Below are 17,220 nucleotides of genomic sequence, written 5' to 3'. Positions count from 1 at the left end.
ATTATTAATTGTCAGTTTTTAATCAGTTAACTTTCTCATTACCCATTCTAATGGTCCAGATTTTTTATGCTTTCTCCAAACTACTGCAAATAGAATACAAATTAAACTAAATCCTAATGCATAAATTACAGAAAATTCAACTGTATATTTACCCATTTTTGTAGGGTTTATTGCTTCAATAACTCCCATTCCAATAATGACGTGAGCTACGTAAAAGGTTAAAGCTAATTGTCCTGTTTTGTTTAATGCATCAATGATTTTATTGTTTTCAAAACGTTTGGCTATAATTATGCAAGCTGTAATTATGGTAAATGCAATTGAAATTCCGTTGAGCATATAAATTGGTAATGGCGGCATTGGGTTCGTGCCGATAATTTCAGCTAATTCATTTGCGGACTCTTGGTTTCCTTCTGATAGAAATACAATAGAAAAATATGACAAAACTTGTATCGAAATGAAGGTGATTGTACTAATCCAAAATATCTTTTTTATAATTTTTTCACTGTGCAAATCTTGTTTTCCAAACCAATAACCAAATAACATAAAGGCAGTCCAAGGGATTACTGGGTGAAAACCATTAAAAAATAGGTTTCGGACAAACCCTTTAATCGTCCAAAAATTTTGATAATCTAATCTTTCAAAATTCCAACCAGTTTCGTAATTCCAAAATGTCATTAATATTGGGAAAGTTACAATTAAGGCAACGGCTGAAATGATAATCATTTTCTCATTACTAGTTAAAAACAGGATTGTGATTCCCATATAAATTCCATAAAAGTGTAGAATATCTGCTGGCCAAATTGTTATGTAAGAAATACCAATTATGAATAGAAATAAAGCTCTTTTTATAATTCTATTACGAGCAATTTTCAATTTAACTTTATCGTTATTTTTGATTGCAGGGTTTGTCATTAAAGCAAATCCAACACCTGCCAAAACTACAAACGTTGCTGCTGCTTTTCCATCAAAAATACTGGCTAAAGATTTTACCCAATCCAAGCCTTTTTCGCCAAACACAACTTTGAAATTTACGATTATCATTCCGATAACCGCTAATGCTCTTGCGACATCAATTCCAATTATTCTTTTCTTCATTCTTTTTTATCTAATAAACTCAAGAAGTTCAAAAACCATAACAACCATAAAAGACTTAAATAGCTAAATTCATTACCAGCTATCATGTTGTATAGATTTGGAATTCCAATTAATCCAAAAAACCTGTCCACCAAGAATTCAAATTTATATTCTTCATTTATTGTTTTCTTACGGTTTCGGCTATGGTTAGTACGGGAATAGAAAGTCAATAGACTTTCAGTTTAGCACTAAGACGAAGCATTTTGTTTGCTTTTAATTTTTTCTTGTTCAAAAGTCAAATCAAAATGATTTGACAACCTCATAAAAATACACTAACTTTTGGATTAAATACTAAAACCCGTATTAATTATAGCCAATGTTAGCAAACGTTTTTTAAAAACCTATAAAATTTTCTCCAAAACTACTGTAAATACTCATCGGAACATAATCTACAGTAATAGATGTTATAAACTCTTTTTTATTAAAGATTAGTTTAGAGAAATATGAGCTTGAAGATTCTCCACCAAATAAATAGATATATAAGTTTTCTCCATCTTCATAAGCCTCTATAATTCTTATATTCATTCCAAATTCACAAAAATTTGGATTGTATAGGTTTCTATACTCTTCAATTTTAGTGTTTATTTCGGTGCCGTTAATTTTGATAGTCAAAGACTTTAATTCTTTTAAAGATTTAAGTTCGTTCTTGGATGTATAGTATATAGCACCGAAAGGATATTTTCCATCTATCTTATTAATAAAATCATTTTCTTTATCATATACTATTTCGTGACTCCTTTTGTCAAAATCTTGTAATTTTATTTCTATTTCACATTTATCTCCACTATCTAAAGAATCTCTTATGAGTATATAATTCTCCCAACAAATATTATTTTTTAGTTTTCTTAATAATTTTCTATCTGTTATATACTTTTTATGTTCAGGATTTTTGAGTGAATTTTTAATAATATAATCAACAAAATATTTCGGCATATTTTTATCCATATCTCTATCTAAACCTCTTTGATAAAAAATGCTTTTTTGTGACTCTTGTCTTATATGTTTAATGTGGTCAAACGAATTTGAGTTTTCTACTTTGCTTTGTTTATAATTGTTTTTTGTAATTCTGGTTCCACAAGAAATTATTGTTATTAAAATAATAAATAAACGGATGAATTTCATTTCAGAATGAGTTTAGAGTATATGTTTGCCAACACCCAAATATACATATTGCGTATATCTTTCTTTTAATTATGATAGTTATCCAAATATACAGAAAACATACAAGCAACTATATCTCAATGTTTTTATTTATACTTAGAATAATTATCATTTTAATAAAGCGAATGTTACTTAACAAAAAAGGAAAATACTACAACTTTAAAATAAAAAACTTTAGTTCTATATTATATGTATTCTTATACATTTTCAGTTTTTTTGTAAATAATATATTTGTTGTAATTATAACTCACAATCTCTAATTTCATGAAAATGGCTTTCTCTTTAATTAAGAAAAATAGTATTAAAACTATTTTATTAAAAGAGGTTTTATTTACTGTTTTTTCTTTTTTAATGGTTACAATGTCTTTATTTCATGTTTTTTTTAATGCATCTTCACAAGAATATTTAGAGCATAAGAAAACCTATAAGACAATAATACGAGAAAGAGATTCTGGTACTTTAAATTTAATAGAAGATTTTAATAATGTAATAAATCAAAAGCCATTAGATTCTGTTGTCTTTTTGTCAGAAAAATTACTTTTAGATTATAAACAACACTTTAACAACTCAAAACTTAAAATAAAAGAATATAATTCTAAAAAAAAAGAACTTGTTTTAAAACATTCCTTCAGAGGTAGATCAAGTTTTCATTTTTGGATTCACTCAATGGGCATAGTCATTTTAGGATTGTTTTTTAGTTCTAAATCATTATACAATGATATTTTAAAAGGAAAGAATTACAGTGCTTACTTTGTATCTATAACTGGTATTATAGTTTGTTTTTTTTGGATTATTCATTTAACATTTTTAACGGTTAATGATTTTAACCAGAATAGTTACATAGTATTAATTCTCGTCTGCTCTATATTATTTGGTTTTTTTGGAAAATATTCGATTAATTATATTGTTAAGATGAAACTAGAAAAAGAAAATATGTTTAATGATGCAGTAAGAACAATACAAGAATTAGAAAAAGAAGTGATATTTAAACAAGAAGAACAAAAGGTAGAGGAACGTCAACGTATATCTGAAGAATTACATGATAATGTATTAGGTAAATTATTTGGCACACGCATTGGTCTGGGATTTTTAGATGTATCAGAAAATAACAACAAGAGTAAGTTTCAAGTTTTTCTAAAAGAATTACAAGAAATAGAAAACGAAATTAGAGAAGTATCTCATAAATTAAATGCAAGTATTGATACTTCTAATGCTGGATTTATAGCAATTATAGAACAACTATTAAAAGAGAAAAGTAAAATTGGGCATTTCAAATACTTATTAGATATCGATACTAATATTAACTGGGAAAAAATAAACGAAATATATAGAGTAAACCTATATCGAATAATGCAAGAAGCTCTACAAAATATTATCAAACATGCACAAGCCCAAAATGTAGTCTTAATAATTACAAATAACAATAGCAGAATAGATATAGAGATCAAAGATGATGGAATTGGTTTTGATTCTCTAAAAGAAAGTAATGGAATTGGTATTTACAATATAAAATCAAGGATAAAAAGGTTAAAAGGTACAATACTTATTAAGTCAAAACCTAATGAAGGAACTGAATTAAACATCTCTATTCCGTATAAAATTCAGAAGTTAGAAATCACTAATTAAATAATAAAAACAACAAACCCTGTAAACACAATGCTTACAGGGTTTATTTGTGGAGACGCCGAGAATCGAACTCGGGTCCAAACAAGTAGCTTAAGAGCTTTCTACATACTTAGTTCTTATTTAATTTTCGACTAAAAGCTGATCAAGAACTACCCACTTTTAGCTTATCTTCTTAAGTTTCGAATCGCTATCGAAGCACTAGCGCTTCTATGTTTACTTTTATGATGCCCAAAAGTGAAACGCCGTAAACCAAGGCTTTTCGTGGACATTTAGCTTGCACACCTTGTGTGCCGAGGCTTCAATCTTACTGTAATTCGGATTATTAAGCAGCTAAAGCGTAATTATTTTCGCCATTTAAATAGTTGAAATAAGTTTAACGAGCATCATTTCAGTCCTCGGTATGCTTACAATTTCACTAGCCTTGCTGTCAAAACCAGTCGTCCCCAAAATGTCAAAGAATCAAAATTATAACACCAAATTATGTACCAATAACTAAAGTACAGACTTTTTGACATTTATTACCGCTTTTCTTATCGGTTAGTTTACTTCCTAAAAACGCGGGCGACAAAGATAAAAAAACAAGTGTATCCAGCATAACTTATAAAGCATATCTCGTTAATTTTTCATCTTTCATGTTCTATGATTACTCTTTTTCTAATCTTTCCTAAGATTTAAAAATAGTATACTTCGCTTCAAAAAACGATTTTGACACTTCTTTATCGTCTTTATTTTGACATTTCTTCGTTCTTACTAAAAACATAAAACACTATATGTAAAACCTTTACGGACACTCCATATTAATATACTTGTATCAAAACCTAATTTTGACACAACTTCCTTTTTAGTAATATTGAAAATCTTTCTACTTTGCATCATAGTAATAGTTTATAGAAAACCCTTAGTAATATACTTTTATATATACTCCTATCATAAGATACTTTCTTATATAGGAGTTTTTTGTTGTGAAAAGCTTATGAAATACTACTTGTACGATACAATCAAATCGAGTATTTTCGCATACTATCAAAGTAATTTTAAACAAATAAGGTCTTATTTGTTTAAATTTAATACAAATAAACATGAAATTCGGAATAATAAAAGAACGTAAGAACCCACCAGATAAACGAGTTGTTTTTTCACCTGCTAAATTAAAAGAGTTTAAAACTACTTTTCCTCAAGCAAAAATTGTAGTAGAAAGTTCAGACATTCGTGTATTTACAGATCAGCAATACGTAGACGCAGGAATTGAAGTAACAACAGATCTTTCTGATTGTGATGTTCTTTTAGGAGTAAAAGAAGTTCCTGTAGACGCCTTACTTCCGAATAAAAAATACTTCTTTTTTAGTCATACTATTAAAAAGCAACCATACAACCGTAAGTTATTACAAGCAATTCTAGAAAAAGGGGTTGAATTATACGATCATGAAACTATCATTAAAGAGAATGGTGCTCGCTTAATTGGTTTTGGTCGTTATGCAGGTTTAGTAGGTGCTTATAATGGTATTAGAGCTATTGGATTAAAAGAAGGAATATTTGAATTACCAAAAGTAGAATCACTAGCAGATTTAGATGCTGTAAAAAAAGAATTAGACAAAATAACACTTCCAAAAAACATTAAAATTTTATTATCTGGTACTGGAAAAGTGGCTTATGGTGCTAAAGAGATTTTAGATCACTTACAAATTAAACAAGTAAGCGACGCTTTGTATTTAACTTCTAAGTTTACAGAGCCTGTGTATTGTATGGTAGATGTTATGGAATATGCAAAGCGTAAAGATGGTAAAGTAGGCGATAAATTTGCTTTCTACAAAGATCCCTCTGGATATGAAAGTAACTTTATGCCGTACGCAAAAGAAACTGATTTCTTTATTGCTGGTCATTTTTATGGCGATGGTGCTCCATATTTATATACGAGAGAAGATGTAAAGTCTGATGATTTTAAAATTAAATATGTAGCAGATATTTCTTGTGATGTAGATGGACCTGTAGCAACTACATTAAGAGCTTCTACTATTGCTGATCCTATTTATGGATACGATCCAATGTCAGAATCTGAAGTATCTTATCAAAATGATGGTGCTATTGTTGTAATGGCTGTCGATAATTTACCTTGTGAATTACCAAAAGATGCTAGTGAAGGTTTTGGTGATATGTTTTTAGAAAATGTAATTCCTGCTTTTTATAATGGCGATAAAGATGGAATTTTATTAAGAGCAAAAATGACTACTGATAACGGTGAGTTAGCTAAACGTTATGCTTATTTACAAGATTATGTAGCTGGTAAAGAATAAGAATTTAAGAACAAGCTATCTAACATATTTATAGATGAACACTATCAAACCCTATATCAGCATACTTCTAGTATTAATTATTGTTGGTTGTAAAACAGCAACAACAAAAACTGATACTACTAAACCCGAAAATGAAACAACGGATACGCTAGTTAGTAAAATTGGTGAATTTATTTCAACAAAGTATTTAACCGAAGCTGACCTAAGAGTTATTACAAAAGAAGATCGAATATTTCGGTTTGCTACAATAGATTTAAATGGTGATGATAAAAAAGAGATTTTTATTTACCTTAACTCTACTTATTTCTGTGGTTCTGGTGGTTGTTCATTTTTATTGTTAGATAGTAATTTTAAACTGATTACAAAATTTACAGTAACTCAACCTCCTATTTTAGTAAGTAATGATAGCGAAAATGGTTGGAAAAAATTATATTTATACTCGAAAGGTTATAGAGAAATGATATACAATTCTGAAACAATGTCATATCCTTCTAACCCATCTGTTGAGAAAAAAGTCTCAGATGAAGATATTAATCAGTTAAAGAGTGTAATTAAGCTATTTACAAAAGAGCAAAATAATAATCATTATTATTACTAGTAATAGCTATTTCGCTTCCTAATCTATTACTAATTTTTAATGTTTATTATACAAAAACTCATAAAATATATTACTTACTTTTTATCTAGTATTTTGGTATATCTAGTTTTTGCAATACTCATTAGTTTTATTACTGTAAATAAGGAACAAGCCATTATCCATTCTAAACAAGTGTTTTTAAGCTCTAACGGAATTCATTTGAGTTTGATCATTCCGTCTCAAGAACTTTCTGAGGAGTTAAAAAAAGATTTATACATTCCATCTAATGCATCGTTTGTTCGTTTTGGCTGGGGAGATGAGAATTTCTATATGAATACACCTACTTGGAACGATTTTAAGTTGAAATATGCTTTAGGAGCTTTATTCTTAAATAACTCAACACTTCTTGAAGTAAAACCGATTCGTTACCCTAGAGATCATTGGAAAAAAGTTCCTGTAAACGATACACATTTACAAAAATTAAATGCATATGTTGCTGCTGCATTTCAAAAAAACAGCAACGATACAAAAATAGTACTGCAACAAAATATGTATCCAAACTCTCAGCTGTATAAAGCCAATGGCTCTTATTCTCCAATAAAAACATGCAATACTTGGGTAAATACTGCTTTTAAAGAAAGTGGTTTAAAAGCTAGTTATTGGACTCTTTTTGATTTTGGATTACTTAATAAATATCGTTAATGGTAGAACTTGATAAACAATTTTTAGTGGATACCGCTAATATGAAAATGCCTTTTGGGAAATATAAAAATGTGTATTTAGCGGATATTCCTGAATATTATTTGGTTTGGTATAAAAACAAAGGGTTTCCTAATGGGAAATTAGGTAGAATGATGGCTTTAGTATACGAGTTACAATTAAACGGACTTACAGATATTCTAAAAAAACTAAGGGCATAAACTTCTAAAGTTTATACCCCGTTCTTACATAAATTGCCCCTAAATATAATAATCTATGTTTCGCTTATAACAATGACATGTTATATGTTATTCCTCCTGAGTAAATGATCGAATCTCCTAAGTTTCTTCCTTCAATTACTTTACCAATTCCCGCACTTATTCCTAAGTTTGGAATGATTTCTTTATATACTGTTAATCCAATTCTAGCATAATCTACATTAGTTTCAGGAAAGTTTCCTACAAATGCTGGTGTACCAATATCTATTCCCGTTTCTGAGTTTGCATAATCTGCCCAAGCTTCTACATAAATAAACTTGCTAGCATATCCTATTTTTCCTGTAGTTACAAATGCATTTGGCACATTAAATTCTCCTCCAGGTGTTAAATTATTATCTGCATCTCCTCTAAAGTTATACCCTGCAAATAATGTTGAAAAGAAACCTATGTCTGTTTGTAAGTGTAATCCAGCACGTACATCAATTCCAAAAGCTCCACTTCCTATGGCCAAAATACCATTTGGTTCATATCCTGTAGGAATTACAGCAGTTACTCCTGTTAAAAAACGTAAATCTGCCTTTTTAAAATTAAACTCGTAAGCGTTTAACTTTAATGCTATTGAAATATCTTGAAAATCTGAAATTGACGTGTTTCCATTAATTGGATCTGGTGTATTACTTGTATTACTTGCTGAAAAGTAAGGTACTTTTACAATCGCAGATAAACGATCTGTAATACCATATTTTGCAAATAATGTATAAATATCTTGATTAATTTGTCCGTGCGCTGGTACAGCATCTTGCTTTACGTCTCCTAAATAAAATTCATCAAATTCACTTCTCGCATAAGAAGCAGTTACAGATAAATCTCCTTTCTTGATACCAAAGCCATCATACATTCCTTGCGCGTTAGAAACTAAGGGGGCACTTATTAAAATGTAAAATAAAAAAGTTAATTGATTGATTTTTTTCATCTCTAAATTGGTTTAATTCCATATCTGTCGTTAAAAAGTCTATTCATTACTCGCGATTTAAATTTTTAACTTTTTTAACAAAAATCACCTTAAATTTAACAGCGATAAAATACCTCTTAACCTGTCTCAGATAATGATAGAGAAGTTTACTAATCTAGTTACTAAAACTGATTTTACATTATTAAGATTTTTTAGATAAACGTTCTAAAGAAATATTCTTAAAAATTGCAAATAGTACCCATAATAATACGCCAAACCCCAGTGTAATATACCATGCCTCTATTTCTAGAAAACTGGCTACACTTTTTTTAAGTAATCGTATGGGAGAAGCTATGATATCCCATGAGTTAAAACGTAAAAAGCGACCTAAATAAATTCCGAAACCACACAGAAAAAAACTAAATACAATAGTATATTCTGCTATAGTATTAGACCATTTTTCTTTAACAAGTAAATAGATATCTCTACTAGAAATAATTGCTAATAATAAACCTGTGTAGGCAAAACTAAATAGCAGGAACAAATCGAACCATACCATTGGTTTATTCGGTTTAAAATGAATAAAATCGGTAATAATATAAGGAGCATTTGGTAAAAACAGTAACCAAACTAATACCCCAAATAAAAATTGAACTGTATTTTTTTTATGTAATGCTGTTTTTTTATACCACTCAGAAAGTACATAAGGTATTAACGCTAAAAATAAGTTCCATAATAAAAAACTATAGTTTAACGATTGGGTTAATTGTACTCTAAGCAAATCTAAAAACACACATAAAAGCACTAATATTAGTATTCCTTTTTGTGTTTTGGTAAAATGTCTCATGTCCATTTTTATGTTATTTTAAAGATACTGTATATCTGTTGTTTTCTTTTAAATAAAGTTTAAAAGACTGTCTAAAAAAAACACTTACTATTATACAAATCTCCTAAATAGAATTATATAAATAGATTCTTTTAAACAGTCTTGTATTTCTTATCCGTTATTCCAGTCTATTTTACGAGAAGCATACATTACCGCTGCTAGTATTACAAATAAACCAATACTACCTACCAATAATGCATAGTTTTCTAATTGAATAATTACAAAAATGAATGTATACAAAGCTGCTAAAGAAATTCCTATAAAAAGAGGGAATTTCACTGTTTTTAAAATTGATTTTGAATACAGTGTGATTAATAAGACTACTGAAACTCCTGCGATAACATACGCCTTTAAATAACTACTATGTTCGGATATAGAAATTAAGAGCGTGTAAAACATTACCAACGCTATCCCAATCATTAAATATTGAAATGTATGAATAGGAATTTTACTCATTGTTTGAATTAAAAAGAAAACTAAAAAAGTTAAGGCAATTACTAGAAAACCGTATTTAGCTGAGCGTTCACTTTTTTGATACTCATCTACAGGTATCATAAAATTCACACCAAAAGCATAGGCTTTTAAATTTGGGATTCCATCAAAAGATTGCTGAGGAAATGGCCTATTAATATCTAACACTTTCCATTTGGCATCAAATCCATTCTCTGTAATCTTGTCTGAATTTAATGGTAAAAACTCCCCTATAAAATTTGCTGTTTTCCAATTAGAAACCACGTTTACATCTGTTTCTTTTCCAACTGGAATAAATCGAATTTGTTTACTTCCATTAATGTGCATTTTCATAGAGAACGTAACTGGGTTCTCAATTGGCACATCTGCTTTTTTAATAAACTTACTCTCTAACTTATGTAAGTTTAATCTAGGATAGTGTTCTACTCCATATTCATGATCTTTTCTAATTGAGCTACTAGTATTTGTAGTTCCGTATTGAGAAGCAAAAGCGTATGTATTGTTGTTAAATTCAATTTCAACTAGTTTATTCACTCCTTTCAAGTTTGAAGTTTCAATAATTAATTTTGATTTATCCCAAAGAATATCATCTTCCTTAACCTCAACTTCACTAAAATCAGGAGTATTGAAACGCCCATTAATACGAATTTCACTACCGTATACAGCTGTTTTATATATTCCTCGTTTTTTTTGTTCTGGATTAATCGTCGTTTGAATATTTAATTGTTCAGGGAAGAAATAAGCATATTTTATATTTGTTTCAACCTCTTCTTGCTGTGTTTGTGCAGCGGTATTAAATATTTTCTTAACTGTATATGTTTTATAGGGAACTTTTAAAATAGGTCCATATAACAATACTTCTCTACCCCATTTCTGATTAATTTCATTCACTACTTCTTTTTGTCTATAGTGACGTTCTTTAATTAACGATTTCACATACGACAGTGGAATTAGTAAGATAAGAATTAGCATACCTATCATAAGCATTCTTGCTGAAATTGATGTTCGAATCCACTTTCCAAATTTTCCTGATTGTTCTTGTACTTTTTCCATTTTATATGAATTATTTATTATTATTTCTATTCTTTTTAAAACTACCTAGCTCATAGCTAACTAGGTAGTTATTCGCAATCCTCCCTTAAATAATTTTAAAAAGAACTTTGAATTTCAAAGTTTATTTATAAAAAAATTTAACCTCCTTTAATTAAGCGTTCTAATGCTTCTACATGTTTTTTAAATTCTTCTTTACCTAACTTTGTTGCATAATATTTTGTATTGGGTTTTCTTCCTATAAATTGTTTTTCTACTCTAATAAACCCAACTTTTTCTAAAGCTTTCGAATGACTTGCTAAATTGCCATCCGTAGCTCCTAACAATTCTTTAAGCCTATTAAAATCTGCATACTCATTTACTACGAGTATAGACATAATGCCTAATCGAATTCTGTGATCGAAAGCCTTATTTATATTATTAAGTAAATTTTTCAAGGTAGTAAACTACTTTTTTTCGTATTTATAATACATTAATATTCCGTACAATATGTGCATCACTCCAAACCCTAACACCCAAAACCAGAAACCGTATCCTGGATAAATAGCGCATAATAAACCAAGTATTATTTCTGTATATCCTAAGTATTTTATGTAACCTAAAGTGTATTTAGATGCATTGACCAAAGCTAACCCATAAAATAATAACATCAAAGCACCAGTTTGCCCATATCGTTGCTGACTTAAGATAGTTAATGTATAAATTCCTCCAGCTACTAAAGGCACCAATAAACTTGTTAATAATCTTTTGGTAGTTGCATCCCATATTTTTTCTCCGTTCTTTTTTGCCTTTTGAGTAGTTAAATAAATTCCAGTACCTACACTTAATACAAATACAAGAACCATATCTAACAAAATCAGATTAAATATTTTTCCATCTAAAATTAAATATCCTCTAGCACTTGTAGCTACCAACCAATAAGCATACGCTGCACCTATTAACGCATAAATACCTGCTAAAATTCCTGATAAACCACTTAACGAGATAAACCGAGAGGATTTACTCATTAAATTTTTAATCTCTGTAATGTCTTTTAAATAATCTTCTGAACTCATATTGAAAGAACTTTGAATTACAAAGTAAAAATAAAAAAACCAATCTTACAAATAACTCTTGTTTATTTTTTTGATGAGAAGTTTGTTATTTTTATCGCTATGTTAATTAACACAATAAAAAAGTTTATTCTTTTCTTAATCTGTACAGTTGTTTTTATGAGTTGTAAAAAAGATTTAGACAATCCTCTAAAAATATTTCTAACTTCAGAAATTCCCAGTAATACTCCTATCCCATTTAAACAGGATTTAGTTCCTACAGATAAGCTTATTCATAAAGGAATGTTTAGTCCTGACTTACAAGAATATTATTACACTGTTTCCGATAAGAAATTTGAAAAGTTTGATGTTTATATGATAGAGAAAAGTAACGGAAAATGGTCGGAACCTAAAAAAGCTTTTTTTAATAGTTCATATAGCGAACATGGAATGAGTTTTTCTCCAGATGGAAATACTTTGTATTTCAGCTCTACAAGACCTACTTTCATTGATGGAGTTCCAACTACATGGCATATCTGGAAATCTGAAAAAATGAACGGTAAGTGGACAAGTCCAGTTTTTGTAGATATTCCTAACTTAAAACATAAATTAGTATCACATCCTACTTGTACTAATTCTGGGACTTTATATTTTCATGCTAGTGATTTAGATTATAGCAACATGCATGTATACCGTTCTAGAAACATAAGTAATGTATTTCAAGAAGCTGAGAAGATTTCTATAAATCCTAAAACTGGTGCCTGCACTCCATTTGTTTCTCCTAATGAAAATTATTTGATTTTTGCTTCTCTTGGTAATCAATTAGATTTAATGATTAGTTTTAGTAATGAAAATGGTAAATGGTTACCGCCTAAAAAGTTAAATGATACGATTAATGATTTTGGACAAGGAAATCCATATATAACACCAGATAATAAATTTCTTTTCTATACAACTAATAAACCTCAGGAGGAAAATTGGTGTATAAAATGGGCAAATTTAGAATCCGTTCTAAAAAACAACTAAATATTGTCAAGTGAAACCTGCAGAAAATTATATTTTAAATCTAACAGAACCTTTTAAATCTATTGTACTACACTTGCAACTTATTGTAGAGCAAAACTTTCCTAATGCTGAATTGCAATTCAAATGGAAAATTCCTTTTTACTATTTGGATAATAGTCCTCTTTGCTATTTCAATCCATCTCGTAAAAAAGGATATGTAGATGTTGGTTTTTATACAACACAAATATTTGATAAATACAATGAATTTGTAATTTCTGAAGGACGTAAAAAAGTAAAATCGTTACGTTATTTTTCTGTTGAAGATATTGACAGCGATATATTGGTTTATGTGCTTACAGCAGCTCATGAAGAAAAAGGTTTTTGGAGAAAATAGATTCTCTGCTATTCTTCAACCACTCTAAAAGCCAATGCAGATTCATCATCAAAATACACTGTTAAAATACCTTTTTTTGTCGAGTTAATTGCAATATTGGTAAATGTGTCTACATGGCGTATTTTAGGCTTTTTTGCATAGGTATCTCCTTCGAATTTATAGGTAATTTTAGTAGTATCGTCTAAATCTTTAAAAGTTAAAAATATTATGTTTTTATGACTTATGAGCTTTCCTATTTTAGGAGAAATCAACTCTGCTTCCGTGCTTAAAAACGTATTCCAAAACATTGGATATTCGCTAAACCTTTTCATCGGAATCTGTTCTAAAAACTGTATCCATTTAGGATCACTTGGATAATGTGTTAAACTTAGTTTATCTATAGGAGTATCAAAATAAGTATAACTACATGCTTGTCTGTATTTCTTTTTATCATAATCTATTCCATAGGTAGCATCTATTAACACCCATCTATTATAAATTTTAACAGCATTCCACACATGATTTTTATATTTAGGCGTAATTCCAATATCTTCTGGTGCATTTCTTACATACCCTTTTATCAATTCATTTTCTAACCCTAATAAATCACATAACTTTTGAAGAGTTAATGCCATATGTTTACATACACCTCTTTTAGTTTTAATTGTTTTTTCAACCAGTTTATCATTATTCATTTTAATTCTTCTGGCTAAATCTTCTTCATTAAAATATACTATTTGTTCTGGTGCTTGTATTGTAAAACTTGAAGCATATTCATAGGTAATATTTAAAGTAATCCATGTATACAATGCTTTTACTCTGATAAAATCGCTCTTAAAATCGCGTTTTATAGCTTGTAATAATTCTTGAGACGAATTTATTGTCGGATATGCTCGTATTGTTTTTTGTATTTCTATTTCATTTTGTGAAAACGTAACTCCACAAAGGAAAATAAGCAATAAGGCTGCAATTTTTTTCATCCGTTAATTTCTAAATATTAAAATGACCCAAATTTTAATTGATTAAAAACTCGATTGCTACTTCCCTATCTATTAACAAGAAACAAACGTTTGCATTTGGTGGTGGAGATATGGTAACAGTTGTATTCTTACCTTTAGTAACCACGCTAGGTCTTTGTGCTATGCTAGAACCTAAAAAACCAATCAGTATTTCTTTATCTGCTGCATTTGTAAGTACCATTTTTATAGCTCCTTTTGCATTTCTTTTTACAATTCCAGATTTAGGGCTCACTAAATTAACATTTGATTTTAGGAAATCATGACTATAAATGGGTTGCTTATAAAAATCTTCTTTCTCTATTCTACCTACTCTCAATCTCCATATTGATTTTTCTGGTAAATGTGTTTTAAAATATTTCGTAGCTGGAATATTGTAATAATACGGATTAAAACGTCGAATCCATTTTCCATTACTTTCTGAGCCTGCTCCCCAAGTAGCGTCTATATAGATCCATTTTCCATTTAGTTTAACAGCATTCCAAGCATGATTTGGTTGTTTTCTTGGGTTCCCTATACTATTCGATGAATTACGTACGTAGCCTTCTATCACTTCATTTTCTATTCCCATCAAATCACTCACCTTTGCAAATGTTCTTGCATATCCTTCACATACAGCTCGTCTCTTGCTTAATGTTTCTGACACTGTCTTGTCTCGTATTTCTTGCAACTTTTGCTCTCGTTCTTCTGGTGTTCTATAACGAAATCTTGTTTTGGTTTGTCTATTAGGATTATAAAATTCCTCTAAATCATACCGAATATTTTTTGTCAACCAACGATACAATGCTTTTACTTGATCTTCTTTCTTTGGAAAATCTTTTTTTATTGTTGTTGCTAGTTTATCTGCTGTCAGTAATCCTGGATATCCTTCAACCTTTGATTCAATTCCTGAAAAATCTTGTGCTACAGCTATAAAAACTGTAAAAAAAATCAATATACTTAACCTCATATTCTTCTCTAATCAATAATTATACCTTAAGTTAAATTTAGCTGTAAAACTAAGTTTTTAATCTAAAAAATGTTATTAATACCTTACTGATTATAAAGTTCCTTTAACTTAGAAATAATTTCTAAAACCATCATATTTCGATAAAAAATAGCTAACTCACGAAACCTATTAATATTATTAACATCAAATAGAGTTCCCTATTTATTTAGGGAAATTATACTCTAAATTCTTTTCATGCAAAGCTTTTAAGTTTTTCGAGTTTGCTTTTGGAATAACCGTAGCTAATAAAAACAAATGTTTATTTTTCATTTCTTTTGTAGCTAACATCATTTCTAATAATACCTTTTTCCCATTTGTAAAACTATCATAAAAAACAATAGTTGCTTTAAAATTATGCTTTGTTACTTTTGTTACTTTAGCCACTATTTTATCGTAATCTATTGTAAATCTATTTTTACTATTTACTGCTTTGCACAATCCTCTATAGTATTTTTCTAATTCTTTTGTTAATTCTTGAGTTGTCATTTCTGATCTATTTACAATCTGCATTCCAAAATAATAAGTAAAGTACTCTGGGCTTTTAGCATTAAACATTCCTGGAGAAAACCGCAACTCTTCATATCCTTTCCATGGAATATCTTTCGCAAAATCTAATGGGAATACAATCTTTTCTAATCTCCATGCTTCTGGATACTTTAATATAGTTGCTTTTTCTTGTGCATTAACTTGTAATACAATCAAGTTTAGCAACATTACTAGTAAAATCTTCTTTATATTTTTTGCTTTCATTTTTTCAATTTATATAAATCACAAATGTATAGGTTAATTCAAAAAGCTTCCTCTAAATTACACTAAAATAGCTACTTTTAAAGTTACTAATGGGTAACACTTCTAAAGAACTATGAAAAAAACTGTTATTATTATTGCTGGCTTATTACTTATTTTTCTTTTGGTAAGAACCAACTCTAAAGGAAAACAACTTACCAACCATATAAAAGGAGTTATTCATAAAACTTTTTCATCTCCAGACTATATCAATAAGAATGGAGATTCAATTGTTACTCGTGTAAAAGTACCTAAAGGGTATCGAAGAGTTTTATATCCTAAACATTCATTTCAAGAATACTTAAGAAATTACCCATTAAAAAAGTACGGAGTTCCTATTATAAATTATGATGGTTCTAGATATTTTGCACAACATTGGCATGACGCTGTGTTAGAAATTCCTGTTCCAAAAAATGGATTACAGCAATGTGCAGATGCTTTAATGAGGATTAGAGCTGAATATTTGTGGAATACTAATCAAAAACAAAAAATTGGATTCCAGTTTACTTCCGGACACTATTGTTCATGGGAAAAATATGCAGCAGGCTTTAGGCCAAGGGTTAAGGGAAATACTGTTAGTTTTCATAAAACTGCTGCTCCAAATTACTCTAAAGCTAATTTTTACAAGTATTTAAATCTTATTTTCACTTATGCAGGTACAGCTTCTCTTTATGCTGAATTGCCTAAGGTTGCCATTAAAAATTTAACTATTGGTGATATGCTTGTAAAACCTGGTTTCCCAGGACATATAGAAATTATTGTAGATGTGATTACTAATGAAAAAGGAGAAAGATTATTCTTACTTGCCCAAGGAAATACTCCTGCTCAAAATATTTGTTTATTAAAGAATTTTGAAGCTACTGAAATTTCTCCATGGTATCAGTTCAAAGAAGATGAACCTGTATATACTCCTAGTTATTATTTTGACAAGCCTATTTTTGTAAGATTTAAATAAT

At 29.1% G+C, this 17,220-nt stretch carries 18 protein-coding genes and 1 other RNA gene; 8 read left to right on the top strand and 11 right to left on the bottom strand.

All coding sequences use genetic code 11. From position 1 onward, the window contains the following. Positions 1–18 precede the first annotated feature (18 nt). Together ACKTTC_RS20110 and ACKTTC_RS20105 are read right to left on the bottom strand one after the other, a co-directional pair. Positions 19–1,095 (bottom strand): DUF418 domain-containing protein, encoded by a 1,077-nt coding sequence (locus ACKTTC_RS20110; RefSeq protein WP_408041663.1) that lies wholly within the window; start codon positions 1,093–1,095, stop codon positions 19–21. 372 nt (positions 1,096–1,467) lie between these two features. Beyond that, positions 1,468–2,256: a hypothetical protein gene (locus ACKTTC_RS20105; RefSeq protein WP_408041662.1), complete on the bottom strand. Its 789-nt coding sequence runs from the start codon at positions 2,254–2,256 to the stop codon at positions 1,468–1,470. A 303-nt stretch (positions 2,257–2,559) separates the two neighbouring features. Here ACKTTC_RS20105 and ACKTTC_RS20100 point away from each other — a divergent pair, with 303 nt between their 5' ends. Further along, on the top strand, positions 2,560–3,921 hold the full coding sequence (locus tag ACKTTC_RS20100) for a sensor histidine kinase (RefSeq protein ID WP_408041661.1): 1,362 nt from the start codon (positions 2,560–2,562) through the stop codon (positions 3,919–3,921). A 47-nt stretch (positions 3,922–3,968) separates the two neighbouring features. On the opposite strand, the gene ssrA is transcribed toward ACKTTC_RS20100, so the two are convergent. Continuing rightward, positions 3,969–4,366: a transfer-messenger RNA gene (ssrA, locus tag ACKTTC_RS20095) on the bottom strand. 634 nt (positions 4,367–5,000) lie between these two features. Between ssrA and ACKTTC_RS20090 the strand changes: the two genes are divergently transcribed. The 4 genes from ACKTTC_RS20090 to ACKTTC_RS20075 are packed head-to-tail and all read left to right on the top strand — an operon-like array spanning position 5,001 to position 7,709. After that, positions 5,001–6,212, top strand: coding sequence for an NAD(P)-dependent oxidoreductase (locus ACKTTC_RS20090; RefSeq protein WP_408041660.1), 1,212 nt, complete (start codon positions 5,001–5,003; stop codon positions 6,210–6,212). Positions 6,213–6,246: 34 nt separating this feature from the next. Beyond that, the gene (locus tag ACKTTC_RS20085; protein WP_408041659.1) at positions 6,247–6,810 is read left to right on the top strand and encodes a hypothetical protein; all 564 of its coding nucleotides are present in this window, start codon (positions 6,247–6,249) and stop codon (positions 6,808–6,810) included. Between the two features lie 39 nt (positions 6,811–6,849). After that, positions 6,850–7,491, top strand: a complete 642-nt coding sequence (locus tag ACKTTC_RS20080) for a DUF2459 domain-containing protein (RefSeq protein ID WP_408041658.1) — start codon at positions 6,850–6,852, stop codon at positions 7,489–7,491. Beyond that, the gene (locus ACKTTC_RS20075) at positions 7,491–7,709 is read left to right on the top strand and encodes a DUF3820 family protein (protein WP_408041657.1); all 219 of its coding nucleotides are present in this window, start codon (positions 7,491–7,493) and stop codon (positions 7,707–7,709) included. Before ACKTTC_RS20080 ends, ACKTTC_RS20075 begins: the two co-directional genes overlap by 1 nt. 64 nt (positions 7,710–7,773) lie before the next feature. Here ACKTTC_RS20075 and ACKTTC_RS20070 read toward each other — a convergent pair whose 3' ends face one another. From ACKTTC_RS20070 to ACKTTC_RS20050, 5 genes are all read right to left on the bottom strand, one after another. Beyond that, positions 7,774–8,679: a transporter gene (locus tag ACKTTC_RS20070; protein WP_408041656.1), complete on the bottom strand. Its 906-nt coding sequence runs from the start codon at positions 8,677–8,679 to the stop codon at positions 7,774–7,776. Between the two features lie 181 nt (positions 8,680–8,860). Then, on the bottom strand, positions 8,861–9,511 hold the full coding sequence (locus ACKTTC_RS20065) for a DUF1361 domain-containing protein (protein WP_408041655.1): 651 nt from the start codon (positions 9,509–9,511) through the stop codon (positions 8,861–8,863). A gap of 144 nt (positions 9,512–9,655) precedes the next feature. Continuing rightward, positions 9,656–11,068, bottom strand: coding sequence for a cell envelope integrity protein CreD (gene creD / locus ACKTTC_RS20060; protein WP_408041654.1), 1,413 nt, complete (start codon positions 11,066–11,068; stop codon positions 9,656–9,658). 137 nt (positions 11,069–11,205) lie between these two features. Continuing rightward, positions 11,206–11,502, bottom strand: coding sequence for a winged helix-turn-helix domain-containing protein (locus ACKTTC_RS20055; protein WP_408041653.1), 297 nt, complete (start codon positions 11,500–11,502; stop codon positions 11,206–11,208). Positions 11,503–11,511: 9 nt separating this feature from the next. Next, the gene (locus ACKTTC_RS20050; RefSeq protein ID WP_408041652.1) at positions 11,512–12,120 is read right to left on the bottom strand and encodes a hypothetical protein; all 609 of its coding nucleotides are present in this window, start codon (positions 12,118–12,120) and stop codon (positions 11,512–11,514) included. 156 nt (positions 12,121–12,276) lie between these two features. Between ACKTTC_RS20050 and ACKTTC_RS20045 the strand changes: the two genes are divergently transcribed. After that, positions 12,277–13,122: a TolB-like translocation protein gene (locus ACKTTC_RS20045; RefSeq protein WP_408041651.1), complete on the top strand. Its 846-nt coding sequence runs from the start codon at positions 12,277–12,279 to the stop codon at positions 13,120–13,122. Between the two features lie 10 nt (positions 13,123–13,132). Continuing rightward, positions 13,133–13,495 (top strand): DUF1801 domain-containing protein, encoded by a 363-nt coding sequence (locus ACKTTC_RS20040; protein ID WP_408041650.1) that lies wholly within the window; start codon positions 13,133–13,135, stop codon positions 13,493–13,495. An 8-nt stretch (positions 13,496–13,503) separates the two neighbouring features. On the opposite strand, the gene ACKTTC_RS20035 is transcribed toward ACKTTC_RS20040, so the two are convergent. From ACKTTC_RS20035 to ACKTTC_RS20025, 3 genes are all read right to left on the bottom strand, one after another. Next, the gene (locus tag ACKTTC_RS20035) at positions 13,504–14,454 is read right to left on the bottom strand and encodes a transglutaminase domain-containing protein (RefSeq protein ID WP_408041649.1); all 951 of its coding nucleotides are present in this window, start codon (positions 14,452–14,454) and stop codon (positions 13,504–13,506) included. 34 nt (positions 14,455–14,488) lie between these two features. After that, positions 14,489–15,439 (bottom strand): transglutaminase domain-containing protein, encoded by a 951-nt coding sequence (locus ACKTTC_RS20030; protein ID WP_408041648.1) that lies wholly within the window; start codon positions 15,437–15,439, stop codon positions 14,489–14,491. A 201-nt stretch (positions 15,440–15,640) separates the two neighbouring features. Continuing rightward, positions 15,641–16,228 (bottom strand): hypothetical protein, encoded by a 588-nt coding sequence (locus tag ACKTTC_RS20025; protein ID WP_408041647.1) that lies wholly within the window; start codon positions 16,226–16,228, stop codon positions 15,641–15,643. 112 nt (positions 16,229–16,340) lie between these two features. On the opposite strand from ACKTTC_RS20025, the gene ACKTTC_RS20020 reads away from it, so the two are divergent. Beyond that, positions 16,341–17,219: a DUF4846 domain-containing protein gene (locus ACKTTC_RS20020; RefSeq protein ID WP_408041646.1), complete on the top strand. Its 879-nt coding sequence runs from the start codon at positions 16,341–16,343 to the stop codon at positions 17,217–17,219. The last annotated feature ends 1 nt before the right edge of the window (position 17,220 follow it).

The sequence above is a fragment of the Tenacibaculum amylolyticum genome (assembly GCF_964511145.1).
Taxonomy (GTDB): Bacteria; Bacteroidota; Bacteroidia; order Flavobacteriales; family Flavobacteriaceae; genus Polaribacter; species Polaribacter amylolyticum.
Note: the sequence above shows the minus strand (reverse complement) of the source record. Positions and strands in the feature narration are given on the sequence as shown.